Origin of the sequence: Methylibium sp. T29-B (assembly GCF_000576225.1) — a bacterium.
Classification (GTDB): domain Bacteria; phylum Pseudomonadota; class Gammaproteobacteria; order Burkholderiales; family Burkholderiaceae_C; genus Methylibium; species Methylibium petroleiphilum.
In genome coordinates this window covers 20298-36674 of sequence record NZ_AZSN01000029.1, presented here as the reverse complement: position 1 = coordinate 36674, position 16377 = coordinate 20298, and the positions used below count along the sequence as shown (strand labels likewise).

General features: G+C 69.8%; 16 protein-coding genes and 3 pseudogenes. 8 read left to right on the top strand and 11 right to left on the bottom strand.

All coding sequences use genetic code 11. The features are described from left to right. From Y694_RS24750 to Y694_RS07175, 4 genes and pseudogenes are all read left to right on the top strand, one after another. Nucleotides 1-304: pseudogene (locus Y694_RS24750) on the top strand (hypothetical protein); the annotation flags it as partial. A 283-nt stretch (nucleotides 305-587) separates the two neighbouring features. Further along, entirely contained in the window at nucleotides 588-860 is a 273-nt protein-coding gene (locus tag Y694_RS07185) for a hypothetical protein (RefSeq protein WP_011828001.1), read from the top strand. Nucleotides 861-939: 79 nt separating this feature from the next. After that, nucleotides 940-1497, top strand: a complete 558-nt coding sequence (locus Y694_RS07180) for a hypothetical protein (RefSeq protein ID WP_036231104.1) — start codon at nucleotides 940-942, stop codon at nucleotides 1495-1497. Nucleotides 1498-1914: 417 nt separating this feature from the next. Beyond that, the gene (locus tag Y694_RS07175) at nucleotides 1915-2568 is read left to right on the top strand and encodes a glutathione S-transferase family protein (protein WP_036231099.1); all 654 of its coding nucleotides are present in this window, start codon (nucleotides 1915-1917) and stop codon (nucleotides 2566-2568) included. Between the two features lie 47 nt (nucleotides 2569-2615). Here Y694_RS07175 and Y694_RS07170 read toward each other — a convergent pair whose 3' ends face one another. After that, on the bottom strand, nucleotides 2616-2993 hold the full coding sequence (locus Y694_RS07170) for a carboxymuconolactone decarboxylase family protein (protein ID WP_011828006.1): 378 nt from the start codon (nucleotides 2991-2993) through the stop codon (nucleotides 2616-2618). Nucleotides 2994-3012: 19 nt separating this feature from the next. Then, entirely contained in the window at nucleotides 3013-3210 is a 198-nt protein-coding gene (locus Y694_RS07165; protein ID WP_011828007.1) for a DUF2892 domain-containing protein, read from the bottom strand. A 172-nt stretch (nucleotides 3211-3382) separates the two neighbouring features. On the opposite strand from Y694_RS07165, the gene Y694_RS07160 reads away from it, so the two are divergent. Next, nucleotides 3383-4207: a 2-keto-4-pentenoate hydratase gene (locus Y694_RS07160; RefSeq protein WP_231497572.1), complete on the top strand. Its 825-nt coding sequence runs from the start codon at nucleotides 3383-3385 to the stop codon at nucleotides 4205-4207. Between the two features lie 45 nt (nucleotides 4208-4252). Here Y694_RS07160 and Y694_RS07155 read toward each other — a convergent pair whose 3' ends face one another. Beyond that, entirely contained in the window at nucleotides 4253-4666 is a 414-nt protein-coding gene (locus Y694_RS07155) for a GFA family protein (RefSeq protein WP_011828009.1), read from the bottom strand. Between the two features lie 345 nt (nucleotides 4667-5011). On the opposite strand from Y694_RS07155, the gene Y694_RS22480 reads away from it, so the two are divergent. The 3 genes and pseudogenes from Y694_RS22480 (at nucleotide 5012) to Y694_RS07140 (ending at nucleotide 7235) form a co-directional block, all read left to right on the top strand. Continuing rightward, nucleotides 5012-5401 (top strand): copper resistance protein NlpE, encoded by a 390-nt coding sequence (locus tag Y694_RS22480; protein ID WP_197028755.1) that lies wholly within the window; start codon nucleotides 5012-5014, stop codon nucleotides 5399-5401. Nucleotides 5402-5497: 96 nt separating this feature from the next. Then, a pseudogene (locus tag Y694_RS07145) lies at nucleotides 5498-6306 on the top strand (mechanosensitive ion channel family protein). A gap of 53 nt (nucleotides 6307-6359) precedes the next feature. After that, nucleotides 6360-7235 (top strand): hypothetical protein, encoded by an 876-nt coding sequence (locus tag Y694_RS07140; RefSeq protein WP_036231092.1) that lies wholly within the window; start codon nucleotides 6360-6362, stop codon nucleotides 7233-7235. A 21-nt stretch (nucleotides 7236-7256) separates the two neighbouring features. Here Y694_RS07140 and Y694_RS07135 read toward each other — a convergent pair whose 3' ends face one another. The 8 genes and pseudogenes from Y694_RS07135 to Y694_RS07100 form a co-directional block, all read right to left on the bottom strand. Next, the gene (locus Y694_RS07135; protein ID WP_036231087.1) at nucleotides 7257-8093 is read right to left on the bottom strand and encodes an NAD(P)-dependent oxidoreductase; all 837 of its coding nucleotides are present in this window, start codon (nucleotides 8091-8093) and stop codon (nucleotides 7257-7259) included. A gap of 46 nt (nucleotides 8094-8139) precedes the next feature. Beyond that, on the bottom strand, nucleotides 8140-8910 hold the full coding sequence (locus Y694_RS07130) for an enoyl-CoA hydratase (RefSeq protein ID WP_011828014.1): 771 nt from the start codon (nucleotides 8908-8910) through the stop codon (nucleotides 8140-8142). Nucleotides 8911-8965: 55 nt separating this feature from the next. Continuing rightward, complete coding sequence (locus tag Y694_RS07125) at nucleotides 8966-9532, bottom strand: DUF1569 domain-containing protein (protein ID WP_051495626.1); 567 nt, start codon at nucleotides 9530-9532, stop codon at nucleotides 8966-8968. A 6-nt stretch (nucleotides 9533-9538) separates the two neighbouring features. Beyond that, a complete protein-coding gene (locus Y694_RS07120; protein ID WP_036231084.1) occupies nucleotides 9539-10741 on the bottom strand; it encodes an acetyl-CoA C-acyltransferase in 1203 nt (400 codons plus the stop codon). 106 nt (nucleotides 10742-10847) lie between these two features. Further along, nucleotides 10848-13242: pseudogene (locus Y694_RS07115) on the bottom strand (3-hydroxyacyl-CoA dehydrogenase/enoyl-CoA hydratase family protein). 31 nt (nucleotides 13243-13273) lie between these two features. Continuing rightward, entirely contained in the window at nucleotides 13274-13711 is a 438-nt protein-coding gene (locus Y694_RS07110; RefSeq protein WP_409072466.1) for a DUF2147 domain-containing protein, read from the bottom strand. A gap of 14 nt (nucleotides 13712-13725) precedes the next feature. After that, complete coding sequence (locus tag Y694_RS07105; RefSeq protein ID WP_036231079.1) at nucleotides 13726-15516, bottom strand: acyl-CoA dehydrogenase C-terminal domain-containing protein; 1791 nt, start codon at nucleotides 15514-15516, stop codon at nucleotides 13726-13728. A 54-nt stretch (nucleotides 15517-15570) separates the two neighbouring features. Beyond that, nucleotides 15571-16251 carry a TetR/AcrR family transcriptional regulator gene (locus tag Y694_RS07100; protein ID WP_036231076.1) on the bottom strand — a complete coding sequence of 227 codons (681 nt, stop codon included), beginning with the start codon at nucleotides 16249-16251 and terminating at the stop codon, nucleotides 15571-15573. Nucleotides 16252-16377: the final 126 nt, after the last annotated feature.

Genomic DNA, 16377 nt, shown 5'->3' with positions numbered 1-16377 from the left:
CGGCGGCGTGGGCAACACCCCGGGCGAGTCCCCGAGCGGGCAGTCGGGCGGCTTCAACGCGGTGGCGCTGGCGCTGCAGCAGCCTTCTCCGACGCTGGAGTACCGCTTCGACTTCGCGATCCTGACGGATCTCAAGGGCGGCTGGTACGCGCAGCCGGGCGTGAAGTGGAAGCCCACCAAGTCGATCCAGGCCGACCTCTACCTCAACGCCGTGTACTCCCAGAACAAGGGCGAGTACCGCGACTTCGTCGACGGCCTTCAGCACAACAACGAAATCTTCGCCCGCGTGGCTTATCAGTTCTGAGTGGTCGTCATGGTGTATCGATCCTGACCCTGTCGCGCTCGCGGCAGGGCTCGATACCCATTTGCACCGGCTGCCTGTCCGGCAGCCGGTGTCTTTTTGCATTTGCAGAACGCTGCCGGCGCTGCTGCACCGTTGTGGGCGGGCCGCAGACCCGGGGCCGTGCATGCGCGAGCCAGCCTGGCGCAGGCACTCCCCAGCTTGGACGCCGCGTTTCACGGCGGGCCCCCACCATCCCCCTCCGGCGGGGTGGATGGTGCCGGGCGCTGGAACTACGCTCATTCGCATGAGCTACGCGGCCTTCCTGTCGTTCAACAACCGCGCCGCGCTGGCGCGCTCCGCCAGCGCCGGGTGCTATACCTGCCTGGGCAGCTTCACGCCCGCCGACGTTCGCCACTGGATCCACGACGACACCACGGCGCTGTGCCCGATCTGCGGTGCCGACACGGTGCTGCCCGGGGTGAGCGATGCGGCGACGCTGCATTCGGCACGCGCTTCGCAGTTCGAGGAAGCCGAGACGGTGCCCGCCGCTCTGTCGATCACGCCCGAGTGGCTGTAGCCGGCGCCGGCTGTCGCGCGTTCGGCGCACCTGGCGCTGCGTACACTGGCGCCGCTCGCACCGGGGAGAGGGGTCACCGATGAACAATTGCAGGCGCCATGGCGCCCTCACGCCGGCTCGAACCGGCGGAGACGGCGGCCCCGTCGGGTCGCTCGATGCCCATCCGCGGCGGCCCCTCGAGGGCCGTGCTTGCGGTGGGAGCCGGCGGGGGCTCATTCCGGTCCTGGCAGGTTCGCTGCTGCTGTGGCTGCCGGTCGCCTCCTCGGCCGGCGAACGCACCTACCGCTGCGAGGTGGTCGAACATTTGATCCAGCAGGGCCCGAACGGCGCGATCGCCCGGCCGGCCAATCCCTACCTGATCGGCGTGGTGTTCACCGTGGATCGCACGGCCGGGCGGCCGGCCGCGGGACCTGCCGTGGGGCCCGGTTCGACGCCGGCCTTCGGACGCGTCGACGGCCGGGTGCAGGTGCTGGCCGCTGGCAACAGCGAGAGCTCCTTCGTGGCCACATCGGTGGCGCCTGCCACGGGCGGCGGTGTCCACTTCTCGGCCATCCGGGTGGAGGAGTACGCATTCGAGGCAAAGAAGCCCTTCGTGCTGATGGAAGGTTCGATGGTGATCTCCGGGACCTGCGAATAACTCCGGCGACGACGACGATGACGAAAGGGGTCCGTGCGACCCGGGCCGCCGCCGCGCTGTTGCCGCGGCTGCTGTCCGGCTGCGCCAGCCACTACTCCAGCCGCCGCCGGGCCCCACCGCGCAGCCGCGGTTCAAGACCTGGGGCACCTATGCGCACATCGACCCCGAACGCTCGTGCAAGACCCTCTGGCGGCTCGACGTACCGGTGGTCAAGGGCAAGGACGCGTGGTGAGCATCCAGGCCGGCGTGCCGCTGCGCAGTCGGAGTTCATCACCGACGCCCGACGCTGCCGCCTGCGCCTCTGGCGGCTCGATCCCGATGGCGCCCGCATGCCCGAGCCCAGCGCGAAGCCCGACACGCCGATACATTGCGAGTTCTCGCTCTGACGTCGTTCGCGCAGGAGGCGCCGCCCGCACCATGCAACTCATCGGCATGCTCGATTCGCCCTACGTCCGCCGCGTCGCGGTGTCGCTGCAGCTGCTGGGGCTGCCGTTCGAGCACCGCTCGATCTCGGTGTTCCGGGGCTTCGACACGTTTCGCCGGATCAGCCCGGTGGTCAAGGCGCCGTCGCTGGTGTGCGATGACGGCAGCGTGCTGCTCGACTCGAACCTGATCCTCGAACACGCCGAGACGCTGGCGGCGGCCCTGCCGGCGGCGCGGCGCCGCAGCCTGATGCCGGCCGACCCGGCCGCGCGGCTGCGCACGCTGAGCCTGCTGGGCCTGGCGCTCGCTGCCTGCGAGAAGAGCGTGCAGATCGTCTACGAGAACCTGCGCCCGGCCGACAAGGTGCATGCGCCGTGGTTCGACCGCGTCAGCGGCCAGCTGCGCGTGGCCTACGGCGAACTGGAGGCTGCGCTGGCGCAGCGGCCGCTGGCGGTGGACACCGACCACATCGACCAGGCCGGCGTCTCCATCGCGGTTGCCTGGCGCTTCACGCAGGCGCTGATCCCCGAGGTGGTGGACGCCGCGGCACATCCGCGGCTCGCCGCGCATGCGGCGCAGGCCGAGGCGCTGCCGGCCTTCCGTGCCGCGCCCCACGGCGAGGGCAGCTACCCGGCTGCGACCGTGTAGCGCCGGCCGGCGCATCGCCGTCTCATGTCGCGTGTGACGGCGGTGCGCTAGATGTCGGGGCCGCGCGCGAACTCGTCATAGGCGGCCACCGCATGGGCCGCATACATCAGCGACGGTCCGCCGCCCATGTAGACGGCGACGCCCAGCGCTTCATCCAGCTCCTGCCGCGACGCGCCGAGCTTCGCCAACGCCTGCATGTGAAACCCGATGCACGGGTCGCAGCGCGCGGCCACGCTCAGTGCCACCGCGATCAGCTCCTTGGTCTTCTTGTCCAGCGCGCCATCGGCCATCGCTGCGCGGCCCAGCTCGCCGAAACCCTTCATCACGTCGGGGACGCCCGTGCGCAGGGTGGCAAGCCGAGCGGAAATATCCAGCGTCAGCTCTCGGTACGGGGCGGGAGGGCGGTTGTCGGTGCGGTCGGCCATGGCGGTGCGTGCCTGTCGCTCACTTGCCGCTGCGCGTGGCGCAGGTGTTCAGCCCGAACGGCAGGTAGGCGGGGCAGAAGCGGAACAGACCGGTGGCGATCGGCACCACGCCGAGCCAGCCCCAGGGACCGATGACGCCTGCCACGGTGGCGGCGATCAGTGCGGCGCCGACGACGATGCGCACGCTGCGGTCGAGGGTTCCGACGTTGGGGTTCATGGCGTTTCTCCTGGAGTGAAGCCGGCCTCATCATCTCGCCGTGCGGCGGGTGCGGCGCTGACGTGGATCAAGACTGCGGTTCGAACAGGAAAAGGGATTGACTTAGTTCGACCGCCGCCGCTAGCGTGCCGCTGTCGATTTCGAGCGACGCCTCGGGGATGCACGAATGTCGATGACCATCGCACCGCCTTCTCTCGATGCCCTGGCCCGGCAGATCCAGGCCGCACAGGACGCGACCCGGCAGATCGAGCCCTTCACGTCGCAGCTCGACGGCTTCGACGTGCCGGCCGCGTACGCGGTGGCGCAGCTCGTGCACGAGGCGCGGCTGCGGGAAGGCGCGCGCGCGATCGGTCGCAAGATCGGCTTCACCAACCCGGACATGTGGTCGCTGTACGGCGTGCGCGATCCGGTATGGGCCCACGTCTACGACCGGACCGTGGTGCGCGTGTCGGGCGGACGGCACGTGTGCCGGCTGGCGCCGTTCACCGAGCCGAAGATCGAGCCCGAGATCGTGCTGCACTTCCATCGCGCGCCGCCGGCGGATGCTGACGCGGCCGCACTGCTGGACTGCATCGACTGGGTGGCGCATGCGTTCGAGATCGTGCAGTCGCATTTCCCGGGCTGGAAGTTCCGCGCTGCCGATACGGTGGCCGACGCCGCGCTGCACGGCGCGCTGCTGGTCGGCGAGCCGCAGCCGGTGGCGCGCCTGCAGCCCGGCCTGCGCTCGGCGTTGGCGGCCTTTTCCTTGGAGCTGGTGTGCGACGGCGCGGTGCGCGAGGTGGGCGTGGGCGCCAACGTGCTGGGCAGCCCGCTGGCCGCGCTGGCGCACCTGGCCGGCGTGCTGTCGCGTCAGCCGCAGGCGCTGCCGCTGCAGGCCGGCGAACTGGTGACCACCGGCACGCTCACCACCGCGCAGCCGGTGCGTGCGGGGCAGACCTGGCACACGGTGCTGCGTGGCATCGATCTGCCGGGGCTGGCGGTCGAGTTCGTCGACTGACGTGCCCGCGGCGCGGTGCGGCGCCGCGGGGTTCTCGGCGGCTCCTCAGCCCAGCGGCGGATTGGCCGGCATGCGGGCCCGGCTCGGATCCTGCGCCACCCAGGGCTGGGCGTGGTCGCACCAGATCTCCATCTGAGGCTGCAGCGCCGACGTGTCGTCGAGCGTGCCGGCCTTCAGGAAGGTGAGGGCAGGTGCAGCCGCCACTTCGGAGACGATCGCCGAGCCGCAGTTCGGGCAGAACTTGCGATCCACCGGCAGGCCGCTCTCGCCGGTGTCGCGGTAGGTGGACACCGGGCCGCCTTCGATCACCAGGCTCTCGCGCGGCAGGCCCAGCACGATGGAGAACGAGGTGCCCGACTGCTTCTGGCAGTGCTTGCAGTGGCACACGGCGGTGAACACCGGTTGTGCCGAGCCGTGATAGCGAACCTTGCCGCACAGGCAGCCGCCGACGATTTCCATGGGAAAGTCTCCTTCAGATCCGGGCATCGGACGTGCCCGCTGGGACGACGCTAGCACCGCGGGTGGCGACGCGCCAGCGGGCGGTTGCGGGTGTTCCGGCGCATGACAGTCGGATCGGCGCAAGACGGCGGTGCGGTCGCGCCGTGACGGCCTGGAAATCGGCTACAAAGCGGTGGGAGCCAGTGGGGACTGGAGCGAGGGCGGTCGATGATTCGAACAGTTGGCGGCGGCGCCATGGCGCTGGCGTATCGCGCGTCGGGCCTGCGGCGGTGGCTCGCGCCGTGTCTGGCTCTCGTCCTGATGGGCGGAGCGCTCGCCAGCGCGTGGGCGCAACCGACCCTGCCGGTGCCCGCCACTTTCGCCGGCGTCCTGCCCTGTGCCGACTGCGCTGGCGTGGCGCAGACGCTCACGCTGCGTGCGGACGGCCTGTACCGCCTGCGCCGCACCTACCTGGGCAAGCCGGAAGGGCCGTTCTCCGAACTTGGACACTGGAAGCTGAATGCTGCCGGCACGCTGCTGATGCTGCGCGGCGAGACGGACACGCTGCTGTTCGCGGTGATGCCTCGGACGCCGAGGACGAGGGCGGCTGCGCCTGCTCGACCGCCGCGGCCAGCCCATCGAGTCGGACGCCAACCTGGCCCTGCGCCGCACGGCGGCGCTCGACCCGGTGGCGTTCACCGACTGCGACGGCGGCGTGCGAGAGCGCGTCGCCGACGATGGGCCGGGCAGCGCTGACGCCCCACTTGGCGTGGCCTGCGGGGCGCCGCAGGTGCCGGCGCACGATGCCCCGGAGCCCCAGCCCAGGCACTGACCACGCAACCGGAGGATCTCATGGACATCGACGCATTGCAGACCTTCCTCGGCACCACCGTGACTGCGGTGATCCTCAAGATCCTGGCCGCGCTCGCGTTCTGGCTCGTCGGCCGCTGGCTGATCGGCCGGGTGATCGCGCTGGTGCAGGCGGCCATGAGCCGCAACCACGTCGACCCCACCCTGACCAAGTACCTGGCTCGATCATCGCCGTCGCGCTGAACATCGCGCTGGTGCTCGGCATCCTGGGCTACTTCGGGATCGAGACCACCTCCTTTGCGGCGATGCTGGCCGGCGCCGGCGTGGCGATCGGTGCGGCGTGGAGCGGGCTGCTCGGCAACTTCGCGGCCGGCGCCTTCATGCTGATCCTGCGGCCCTTCAAGGTGGGCGACTTCGTCAGCGTGGGCGGCGTGGTGGGTACGGTGCGAGAGCTCGGCCTGTTCGGGACCACGATCGTCACGCCCGACAACGTGATGACGATCGTGGGCAACGGCAAGATCTTCGGCGACACGATCCAGAACTTCTCCGTGCTGCCGGTGCGGCGCGTCGAGCGGGTGGCGCAGCTGGCCCACGGCGTGGATCCGCTCGATGCGATCGCGCGCCTGAAGGCCGCGGTGGCGCAGATCCCGAACATCTCCAAGGACATGCCGCCCGAGGTCAACCTGCTCGACTTCAAGCTCGAAGGACCGCAGATCGCGGTGCGCCCCTACGCCCACACCGACCACTACTGGCAGGTCTACTTCGACACCAACGAGGCGATCGTGCGGGTGTGCCAGGAGGCCGGCTGGCCGGTCCCGTCGGCGCTGCACCAGATCGTGAAGCCGGCGTGAGCCGCGGCGCACTGTCGGCCCCGGCACGTCCCTTTTCACGCTGAGCTGTCCGCGTGGCCGCGCTGCTCGAAGTCCTGGCATCGATCCCGGCCGCGGTGTGGTCGGGCCTGCTCGGGGCGCTGCTGGCCTTGAGCGGCGTGCTGCTGTCCAACCGCGGCAACACCCAGCGGCTGAAGGTGCAACTGGCACACGACGCCGCCGAGAAGGCGAAGGAACGCACCGCCACGCTGCGCCGCGAGACCTGCCTGCGCACCGTGGAGTCGCTGGCCAACGTGAGCGCCTTTCTCGGCGGCCTGCCCCAGGCGGATCTGGCCAAGGCGAACGCCACCGAAGCCCTGCAGGGCTTTCTCGCCGCGGCGGCCCGCCTGCAACTGGTGGGCGAGCCGAAGACCGCGTTGCTGGTCAGCGAACTGGCCGCGGCCTACGGCGAGTTGCTGTTGCGCCTGATGGTCGACCTGCAGCCGATGCAGCTGCTGCGTGCCGAGATCGCGGCGTGCGATGCGTTCCACGACAAGGCGCAGGCCGAGATCAACCGACTGCTGGGCGAGATGTCGAAGCTCGACGAGACGGCGCAACCCCATCCCGCGGTCTTTCAGGCCTTGAGCCGCACGCTCGACTTCCATCGCGGTCGCGCCGCCGAGCTGAACGCCGAGCGCATCCGACACGGCCTGCGCTTCGCCGAGCTCCAGGCCGTCTTCATTCGCCATCTGTTCGCCGAGATGAAGCACATCGGCGCGCAGCAGATCCCGGTGCTGGTGGAGATCCGCCGCGACCTGGGCCTGGGGGGCGACCTGACGGCATACCGATCGCAACTCGAGGCCCAGCACCAGCGCGTCGCCGAGCAGCTGGACCGCACGCTGGCCGCACTGCAGGCTGACGCGACGGCGGCGCTGGCCGATGCGGCCGCGCCGCCGGGGGCCGCCGCCTGAGCGGAAGAACGCCCGCGCGTCTCAGTCGACGAAGAAGTCCAGTACGAAGTCCTTCGTGCCGGGCGTGACGCTGTACTTCTCCAGGTCGGTGATGCCGTGCTGCGCGAGCAGCGTGTCGTCGATGAAGAAGTTGCCGGTCACCGTCTTCGCATCGCGGGTCAGCACCAGCCAGGCGGCGTCGGCCAGGATCTCCGGCGTGCGGCAGCGGGCGATGTCGATGCCGGGGATCATCTGCAGCGCCGCGGTGGCGATGGCGGTGCGCGGCCACAGGCTGTTGACGGCGATGCCCTGGCTCCTGAACTCGGCTGCGTGACCCAGCGTGCATTCGCTCATGCCGTACTTCGCCATCGTGTAGGCCACGTGGTTCTTGAACCAGTGAGGCTTCATCGACAGCGGGGGGCTCATGTTCAGCACGTGCGGGTTGCGGCCGGCCGCGGCGCTCTTCAGCAGCTCCGGCAGGCAGGCCTGGGTGCACAGGTAGGTGCCGCGGACGTTGACGCCGAACATCAGGTCGAAGCGCTTCATCGGCGTCATCGGCGTCGGAGTGAGGCTGATCGCGCTGGCGTTGTTGACCAGGATGTCGATGCCGCCGAAGCGCTCGACGGTCTGCGCCACCGCGGCCAGCACGCTGGCCTCGTCACGGATGTCGCCGGCGATCGCCAGTGCCTGGCCGCCCGCGGCCTCGATTTCCGCCGCCGCGCTGTAGATGGTGCCCGGCAGCTTGGGGTTGGCCTCGGTGGTCTTGGCCACGATCGCGATGCGCGCACCGTCGGCCGCGGCGCGCTTCGCGATCGCCAGGCCGATGCCGCGGCTGGCGCCGGTGATGAACAGGGTCTTGTCGCGCAGGGTCGTCGTCATGGCAGCATCCTCGAGGCAGGGCAGGCAGGGGCGGGAGTGCGTGGGCTCAGACCTTGCTGAAGTCCGGCTTGCGCTTGTCCATGAAGGCCGAGAACGCCTCGCGTGCCGCCGGCCCGCGCAGCAGCGGACCGAACACCTCGCCTTCGGCGGCCATCGCCGTGGCCACCGCGTCGGCCGATGCGGCCTTCATCAGGCGCTTGGTCGCGACCAGCGCGCTCTGCGGCTTGTCGGCCAGCCGGCGCGCCTGCGCCTGCGCGAAGCTGTTCACCTCGCCGGGCGGCAGGATGCGGTTCACCAACCCCCACTCCGCCGCCTGCTCGGCGCCGAAGGGCTCGCCGAGCAGCAGCGCCTCGGCGGCGCGCACATGGCCGAGGCGCGCCGGCAGCAGCAGGCTCGACGCCGCCTCGGGGCACAGGCCCAGGTTCACGAAGGGCAGGCTGAACTTCGCGTTGTCGCCGGCGTAGACCAGGTCGCAATGCAGCAGCAGCGTGGTGCCGATGCCGACCGCAGCGCCGCAGACGCCGGCCACCAGCGGCTTCGGGAAGCTGCGCAGGCCGTGCAGGAAGCGCCACACCGGCGCATCGGCGCTGGCCGGCGGATCGTTCAGGAAGTCGGCGAGGTCGTTGCCGGCGCTGAAGATCAGCTCGTGGCCCTGGATCACCACGGCGCGCACCGCGGCGTCGTCGCGGGCCGCGGCCAGTGCGTCGGCGAGCGCCGCGTACATCGCTGCGGTGATCGAGTTCTTCTTGTCGAGGCGGTTGAAGGTCAGCGTCAGCACGCCGGCTTCGGCGTGGCTCAGGAGATCGTCGTGGCTCATGTCGGGGCTCCGAGGGGTTGTGCGAGGGCGAAGGGTGTCGATCCGGTGCGGCGCCTCAGGCGAGCCGGGTTTCCTCGAACTGCTGCCAATGGGCAGCCAGGTGCATCTGGTGGGCGCGGGCGTAGGCCGGCTTGTCGAGCACACCGTAGGCGAAGTGCGGCGCCAGCGCGCCATCGTGCGCCTCGAACGCATCCATCGCGCGCAACAGGCGGAGCGCGGCGGCGTCGGGCGGCAACGCCGCATCGAGCGGCGCAGCACCGGGGAGGGGCTCGTCGAGCGGGTGCGTCATCCGGCCGCGCGCTTCGAACACCGCATGCGCCGCGGCGCCGACGGTGTGCGTGAACCAGGCCGGCTTCAGCCGTGGATAGCCGGCCAGTGAGCCCTCGACGCTCTGCGCGAGGTGCTGCAGGGCCTGGCTCAGCGACCAGTGGCCGTTGCTGCGCCAGCGTGAACCCGGCTGCGCCAGCGCGAAGACCGCGTTGCGTGCTTCGGCCCAGGTCGCGAAGCGCTCGATGCGGCCGGGCGCGCAGCCGGCCAACCCGCCGGTCGCGAGGCTTGCCAGGCCGGCCACCAGGACGCGCCGGCGTGGCAGGACGCCCGGGGTCAGGGGAATGGCGTTCACCGCGCGTCAGACGCGTTCAAGGATGCCCGCCGCCCCCTGGCCCATGCCGACGCACATCGTCACCATGCCGTACTTCAGGTTGTGGCGTTGCAGCGCGTGCACGACGGTGGCCGAGCGGATGGCGCCGGTGGCGCCCAGCGGGTGGCCGAGGGCGATGGCGCCGCCCATCGGGTTGACCTTGGCCGGGTCGAGCCCGACGCTGCCGATGACCGCCAGCGCCTGGGCCGCGAAGGCCTCGTTCAGCTCGATCCAGCCCAGGTCGTCGAGCTTCAGCCCGGCGTGCTTCAACGCCAGCGGGATCGCCTCGATCGGACCGATGCCCATGATCTCGGGCGGCACGCCGCGGATCGCATAGCTGACGAAGCGGGCCAGCGGCTTCAGGTCGAACTGCCGCACCGCCTTCTCGCTGGCGAGGATCAGCGCGCCGGCGCCGTCGCTGGTCTGCGAGCTGTTGCCCGCGGTCACCGACCCCTTGGCGGCGAACACCGGGCGCAGCCGGGCCAGGCCTTCCAGCGAGGTGTCGGGGCGCGGGCCTTCGTCGAGGGTGACCGTACGGGTCTTGCTGCCGACCTCGCCGGTGGCCAGATTCGGAAAGCGGTCGATCACCTCGATGGGCGTCATCTCGTCCGTGAATTCGCCGGCCGCCTGGGCTGCGAGCGCCCGCTGGTGCGACTGCAGCGCGAAGGCGTCCTGGGCCTCGCGGCTCACCTTCCACTGCGCCGCGACCTTCTCGGCGGTGAGGCCCATGCCGTAGGCGATGCCCACGTTCTCGTCCTTCTCGAACACGGCGGGGTTGAACGAGGGCTTGTTGCCGCCCATCGGCACCAGGCTCATCGACTCGGCGCCGCCGGCGATCATCACGTCGGCCTCGCCGATGCGGATGCGGTCGGCGGCCATCTGCAGCGCGGTCAGGCCCGAGGCGCAGAAGCGGTTGACCGTGACGCCGCCCACCGACTGCGGCAGGCCGGCCAGCAGCATCGCGGCGCGCGCCATGTTCATGCCCTGCTCGCCCTCGGGGAAGGAGCAGCCGACGATGGCATCCTCGATCGCCTTCGGGTCGAGCGTGGGCACCTGCCGCAGCGCACTCTGCACCGCCGCGACCAGCAGATCGTCGGGCCGCGTGTTGCGGAAGTAGCCGCGACCGGACTTGCCGATCGGCGTGCGGGTGGCGGCGACGATGTAGGCGTCCTGAACTTGTCTATTGCTCATCTCTTTGCTCCATCTGGCCTATCGAGTGGCTGCTGCGGATCCGGCTCGGCCGGTCCGCCAGCGGCGCCCCCCTGGAGGGGGAGCGGCGAAGCCGCAACGGGGGTGGTCAATTCCGAACGGGCTTGCCGGTCTGCAGCATGCCCATGATCCGCTCCTGGGTCTTGGGGTGCTCCAGCAGACTGCAGAAGTGCCTGCGCTCCAGCGCCATCAGGTACTCCTCGCTGACCAGCGAGCCGGCGTCGACCTCGCCGCCGCACACCACGTCGGCGATCAGCGCGCTGATATGGAAGTCGTGGGCGCTGATGAAACCGCCGTCGCGCATGTTGGCGAGCTGGCCCTTGATGGTGGCGATGCCGCTGCGGCCGGCCACCGGGAACAGCCGCTTCACCGGCGCGCGGTAGCCCGACGCGAACAGCGCCTTGGCCTGCTGGGTCGCCACGTAGAGCAGTTCGTCCTTGTGCGGCACGATCACGTCGCCGTCGACCAGGTAGCCGAGCTTGCGGCTCTCGAGTGCGCTGGTGCCCACCTTGGCCATCGCGGCGCTGGTGAAGCCGTCGGTCACGAACTTCAGGATGTCGGCGTTGGCGTTGCCGGCGTTCGCCATCTCGGCCGCGCGCCGTGCGATGTAGGTCAGCCCGCCGGCGCCGGGGATCAGGCCCACGCCCACTTCCACCAGGCCGATGTAGCTCTCCATCGCCGCCACGCGACGCGCACTGTGGATGGCCAGCTCGCAGCCACCGCCCAGCGCCAGGCCGCGCACCGCGGCGACCACCGGCACGCCGGCGTAGCGGATGCGCAGCATCGCGTCCTGCAGCTTCTTCTCCTCCGGCGCGATGCCCTTGGCTCCGCTCTTCATGAACACCGGCATCAGCGCCTCGAGGTTGGCGCCGGCCGAGAACACGTCGTCGGGCGACCAGATCACCAGGCCCTGGAACTTCTCCTCGGCGATCTCGACCGCCTTCAGCAGCCCTTCGGTCACCGTCGGCTGATCAGGTGCAGCTTGGCGGTGATCGACGCGATGAGCACCTCGCCGTCGAGCGTCCAGACGCGGATCTCGTCGTTGCGGAACAGTTCGGTGCCGCTCTTCAGTGCATCGACCGCACCGCTGCCCAGCACGCTCTCGGGAAAGGGCTGGCGCTGGTAGACCGGCAGCACGCTGCGCGGCACGAAGGTCCGGCGCGACGGCGACCACGAGCCTCGGGCGTGTGCACGCCGCCGCGCTCGGCGACCGGGCCGTCGAACACCCAGGCCGGCAGCGGCGCCTTTGCCAGTGCCTTGCCGGCGTCGATGTCGTCCTGGACCCAGCCGGCCACCTGCTGCCAGCCGGCGGCCTGCCACAGCTCGAACGGGCCCTGCTGCATGCCGAAGCCCCAGCGCATCGCGAAGTCGACGTCGCGCGCGTTGTCGGCGATGTCCTCCAGGTGCACCGCCGCGTAGTGGAAGGCGTCGCGCAGGATCGCCCACAGAAACTGCGCCTGCGGGTTGCTGCTCTCGCGCAGCAGCTTCAGACGTTCGGCCGGCGGCTTCTTCAGCATGCGGGCGACGATCTCGTCGGCCTTGCCTCCGCCGGGCACGTAATCCTGCTTGGCGGGGTCGAGCCGCAGGATGTCCTTGCCGACCTTCTTGTAGAAGCCGGCACCGACCTTCTGGCCCAGCGCGCCCTTGGCGATCAGTGCCGACAGCACCGGCGGCGTCGCGTAGCTCGGGTAGAACGGATCGTCGGCCAAGTTGTCCTGCAGCGTCTTGATGACGTGCGCCATCGTGTCCAGGCCCACCACGTCGGCGGTGCGGAAGGTGCCGCTGCTGGCACGGCCGAGCTTCTTGCCGGTGAGGTCGTCCACCACGTCGACGCTGAGGCCGAAGGTCTCGGCCTCCTTGATCGTCGCCAGCATGCCGGCGATGCCCACGCGGTTGGCGATGAAGTTCGGCGTGTCCTTGGCGCGCACCACGCTCTTGCCGAGGAAGGTGGTGACGAAGCTCTCCAGCTCGTCGAGCACGCGATCGTCGGTGGTCGGCGTGTCGATCAGTTCCACCAGCGACATGTAGCGCGGCGGGTTGAAGAAGTGGATGCCGCAGAAGCGGGGCTGGAGGCTCTCGGGCAGCGCCGCCGACAGTCGGGTGATCGACAGGCCCGAGGTGTTGGACGCCAGGATCGTGTGCGGCGCCACGTGGGGCACGATCTTCGTGTACAGGTCGAGCTTCCAGTCCATGCGCTCGGCGATCGCCTCGATCACCAGGTCGCACTCGCCGAGCAGCGCCAGGTGCTCCTCGTAGTTGGCCGGCTGGATCAGTGCCGCGTCCTCGGCCACGCCCAGCGGGGACGGCTTGAGCTTCTTCAGGTTCTCGATCGCCTTCAGCGCGATGCCGGACTTCGGGCCTTCCTTGGCGGGCAGGTCGAACAGCACGACCGGTACCTTCACGTTGACGAGGTGGGCGGCAATCTGCGCGCCCATCACGCCGGCGCCGAGCACGGCGACCTTGCGGACTTGGAATCGACTCATTTTGATGTTCCTTCTTTCATGTCGGGAGCATTCACTCCACGCGGATCCAGGTCTGGTTGCGGTAGAAGGGCCCGACGTAGCCCCGCACCTCGAGCGTCTTGCCGCCGTCCTGCGGCTTCAGGCGGAGCCGGTAGCTCTTGCCGTCCTTCGGGTCGGTGATGTCGCCGCCGGTCCACAGTCCCTTGTCGTCGCTGTCCTGCTTGGCGTCGCGGATGATGGTCATCCCCAGCACCGGCTGGCCCTTGCGCTCGTCGCTGCACTTGTCGCACTTGGCGTCCTGGCGCGCCGGGTCGAGCAGCTTCTCGACCTTGCCGGTGTACACGCCACCCGCCTCGGCGATGCGCACCAGCGACTTCTCCTTGCCGGTGTCGTCGTCGACGGTCTTCCACAGGCCGGCCGGCGTGGCCTGAGCCTGGGCGGCGAGGGCGGCAAGCGACAGAAGACAGGCGGTGATCACGTGTTTCATCATCGTCTCCTGGTGTTTCAGAACAGCGCCTCGTCCATCGCGAGCAGAGGCTGGACGCCGCTGCGGGCGGTGCGGATCAGGCTCGCGGTCTCGGGCAGCAGCTTGGCGAAATAGAAGCGCGCGGTGGCGAGCTTGGCGGTGTAGAAAGGGTCGCCGGAGCCCTGCTTCTCCAGTGCGACCTTGGCCGAGCGCGCGAAGAAGTAGGCGAACACCAGGTGGCCGACGACGCGCAGGTAGTCGACCGCGGCGCCGCCCACCTCGTCGGCGTTGCCGAAGGCCTTCATGCCGAGTTCGCTGGTCAGCTTGGTGACCTTGTCGCCCAGGTCGGCGAGCGGGTTCACGAACTCCTGCATCGCCTCGACCACGCCTTCCTCCTCGACGAAGTCGACGATCAGCTGGCCGAACTTCTTCAGCTTCGCGCCGTTGTCGGCCAGCACCTTGCGGCCTAGCAGGTCGAGCGACTGGATGGTGTTGGTGCCCTCGTAGATCATGTTGATGCGGGCATCGCGCACGTACTGTTCCATGCCCCATTCCCGGATGTAGCCGTGGCCGCCGTAGACCTGCAGGCAGTGCGAGGTGGCGAGCCAGGCGTTGTCGGTCAGGAAGGCCTTGACGATGGGCGTCAGCAGCGCCACCTGGTCCGCCGCATCCTTGCGCACCGCCTCGTCGGGGTGCGAGAGCTCGCGGTCGATCAGCAGCGCGCAATAGAGCGACAGCGCGCGGCCGCCCTCGGCGTAGGCGCGTGCAGTGAGCAGCATCTTGCGCACGTCGGGGTGCACGATGATGGGGTCGGCCGGCTTGTCGGGCGCCTTGGGGCCCGACAGGCTGCGCATCTGGATGCGGTCCTTCGCGTAGGCCACCGCGTTCTGGTAGGCCACCTCGGTGAGGCCCAGCGACTGCATGCCCACGCCGAGACGGGCCGCGTTCATCATCACGAACATCGCGGCCAGACCCTTGTGCGGCTCGCCGACCAGCGTGCCCACGGCGCCGTCCAGACTGATCTGCGCGGTCGCGTTGCCGTGGATGCCCATCTTGTGCTCGAGGCCGGTGCACCAGATCGGGTTGCGCTCGCCGAGTGAGCCGTCGGCCTTCACCAGGAACTTCGGCACCACGAACAGCGAGATGCCCTTGCTGCCCTGCGGCGCGTCGGGCAGGCGGGCGAGCACCAGGTGGACGATGTTCTCGGCCAGGTCGTGCTCGCCGGAACTGATGAAGATCTTGCTGCCGGTGATCCTGTAGCTGCCGTCGGGCTGCGGCTCGGCCTTGCTGCGCAGCAGGCCGAGGTCGGTGCCGCAGTGCGGCTCGGTCAGGCACATCGTGCCGGTCCAGTGGCCGCTGGTCAGCTTGGGCAGGTAGGTGCGCTTCTGCTCGTCGGTGCCGTGCGTGTGCAGCGCCTCGTAGGCGCCGTGCGTCAGGCCGGGGTACATGGTCCAGGCCTGGTTGGCGCTGTTGAGCATCTCGTACAGGCACTGGTTCAGCACGATCGGCAGACCCTGGCCGCCGTAGGCCGGGTCGCAGCTCAACGCGGGCCAGCCGCCCTCGACGTATTGCGCGTAGGCGGCCTTGAATCCCTTCGGGGCGGTGACCTCGTGGGTGGTCTTGTCGAGCGTGCAGCCCTGCTCGTCGCCGCTGGCGTTGAGCGGGAAGGTCACCTCGGCGGCGAACTTGCCGCCTTCCTCGAGCACGGCGTTGAGCGTGTCGACGTCGATCTCGGCGTGCGGCGGCATGGCCTTCAGTGCATCGGTCACGCCCAGCAGTTCGTGCATCACGAACTGCATGTCGCGGATCGGGGGGGTGTAGGTGGCCATCGGTTGCTCCGGAGAGGGATAGAACGAAGAAGAGGAACGAGACTCGACGACCGCTCAGCGGGCCGGCATCGCTGGGGCGGTCGCGGTCAGGTGGTCGGCGAGGATGCGTTCGAAGCCGCGACCGGCACGCTCGACAGCCCCCGGGTTGCGCATGAAGCGCGCATCGTGGTGCAGCGCGAGGATCAGCCCGTGGATCTCGAACAGCAGTTGCGCGGGGTCGGTGTCGGGTCGCAGGTGGCCCGCGTCGATCGCGAGGCGGATCGCGCGCTGCAGGGCCTGGTGCCAGGTGCGCACCATGGCCACCAGGGCGTCGCGCACCGGGCCGGGCCGGTCGTCGAACTCGACCGCGCCGCTGATGTAGATGCAACCGGAGTCGACCTCGACCGACACCCGCTTGACCCAGCGCTGGAACAGGCTGCGCAACCGCGGCAGGCCGCGTGGCTCGTCCATCGACGGCACGAAGATCTCCTCCTCGAAACGCGCGTGGTACTCGCGGATCACCGAGATCTGCAGTTCCTCGCGCGAACCGAAATGAGCGAACACGCCCGACTTGCTCATGTGCGTGACTTCGGCCAGCGCGCCGATGGACAAGCCCTCCAGACCGATCTGCGAAGACAGGCCGAGCGCCGCCTCGAGGATCGTCGCGCGCGTCTGCTGGCCCTTGTGCTGGCCGCGCGGCTGGGCGCGGACGGTGCGGCTCGCGGGGGTGTCGGGGTCGAGCGTCGGGTCGGCCAAGCGGGTCTCCGATGAAAATCGAACGATCGTTCTATTTTGCAGAAAACCCTGCACTCGGTGTGACGGGATGAGGCCCTTCTGTAGGGCCGTGTGCCTAACGCACCCTGGGGTTTTCCTGGGGTCGAG

Coding starts and splice junctions, on each gene's coding strand:
- Y694_RS07185 (WP_011828001.1), top strand. CDS start 588: ATGAGCTACGCGGCCTTCCTGTCGTTCAACAACCGCGCCGCGCTGGCG.
- Y694_RS07180 (WP_036231104.1), top strand. CDS start 940: ATGAACAATTGCAGGCGCCATGGCGCCCTCACGCCGGCTCGAACCGGC.
- Y694_RS07175 (WP_036231099.1), top strand. CDS start 1,915: ATGCAACTCATCGGCATGCTCGATTCGCCCTACGTCCGCCGCGTCGCG.
- Y694_RS07170 (WP_011828006.1), bottom strand. CDS start 2,993: ATGGCCGACCGCACCGACAACCGCCCTCCCGCCCCGTACCGAGAGCTG.
- Y694_RS07165 (WP_011828007.1), bottom strand. CDS start 3,210: ATGAACCCCAACGTCGGAACCCTCGACCGCAGCGTGCGCATCGTCGTC.
- Y694_RS07160 (WP_231497572.1), top strand. CDS start 3,383: ATGACCATCGCACCGCCTTCTCTCGATGCCCTGGCCCGGCAGATCCAG.
- Y694_RS07155 (WP_011828009.1), bottom strand. CDS start 4,666: ATGGAAATCGTCGGCGGCTGCCTGTGCGGCAAGGTTCGCTATCACGGC.
- Y694_RS07135 (WP_036231087.1), bottom strand. CDS start 8,093: ATGACGACGACCCTGCGCGACAAGACCCTGTTCATCACCGGCGCCAGC.
- Y694_RS07130 (WP_011828014.1), bottom strand. CDS start 8,910: ATGAGCCACGACGATCTCCTGAGCCACGCCGAAGCCGGCGTGCTGACG.
- Y694_RS07120 (WP_036231084.1), bottom strand. CDS start 10,741: ATGAGCAATAGACAAGTTCAGGACGCCTACATCGTCGCCGCCACCCGC.
- Y694_RS07110 (WP_409072466.1), bottom strand. CDS start 13,711: ATGATGAAACACGTGATCACCGCCTGTCTTCTGTCGCTTGCCGCCCTC.
- Y694_RS07105 (WP_036231079.1), bottom strand. CDS start 15,516: ATGGCCACCTACACCCCCCCGATCCGCGACATGCAGTTCGTGATGCAC.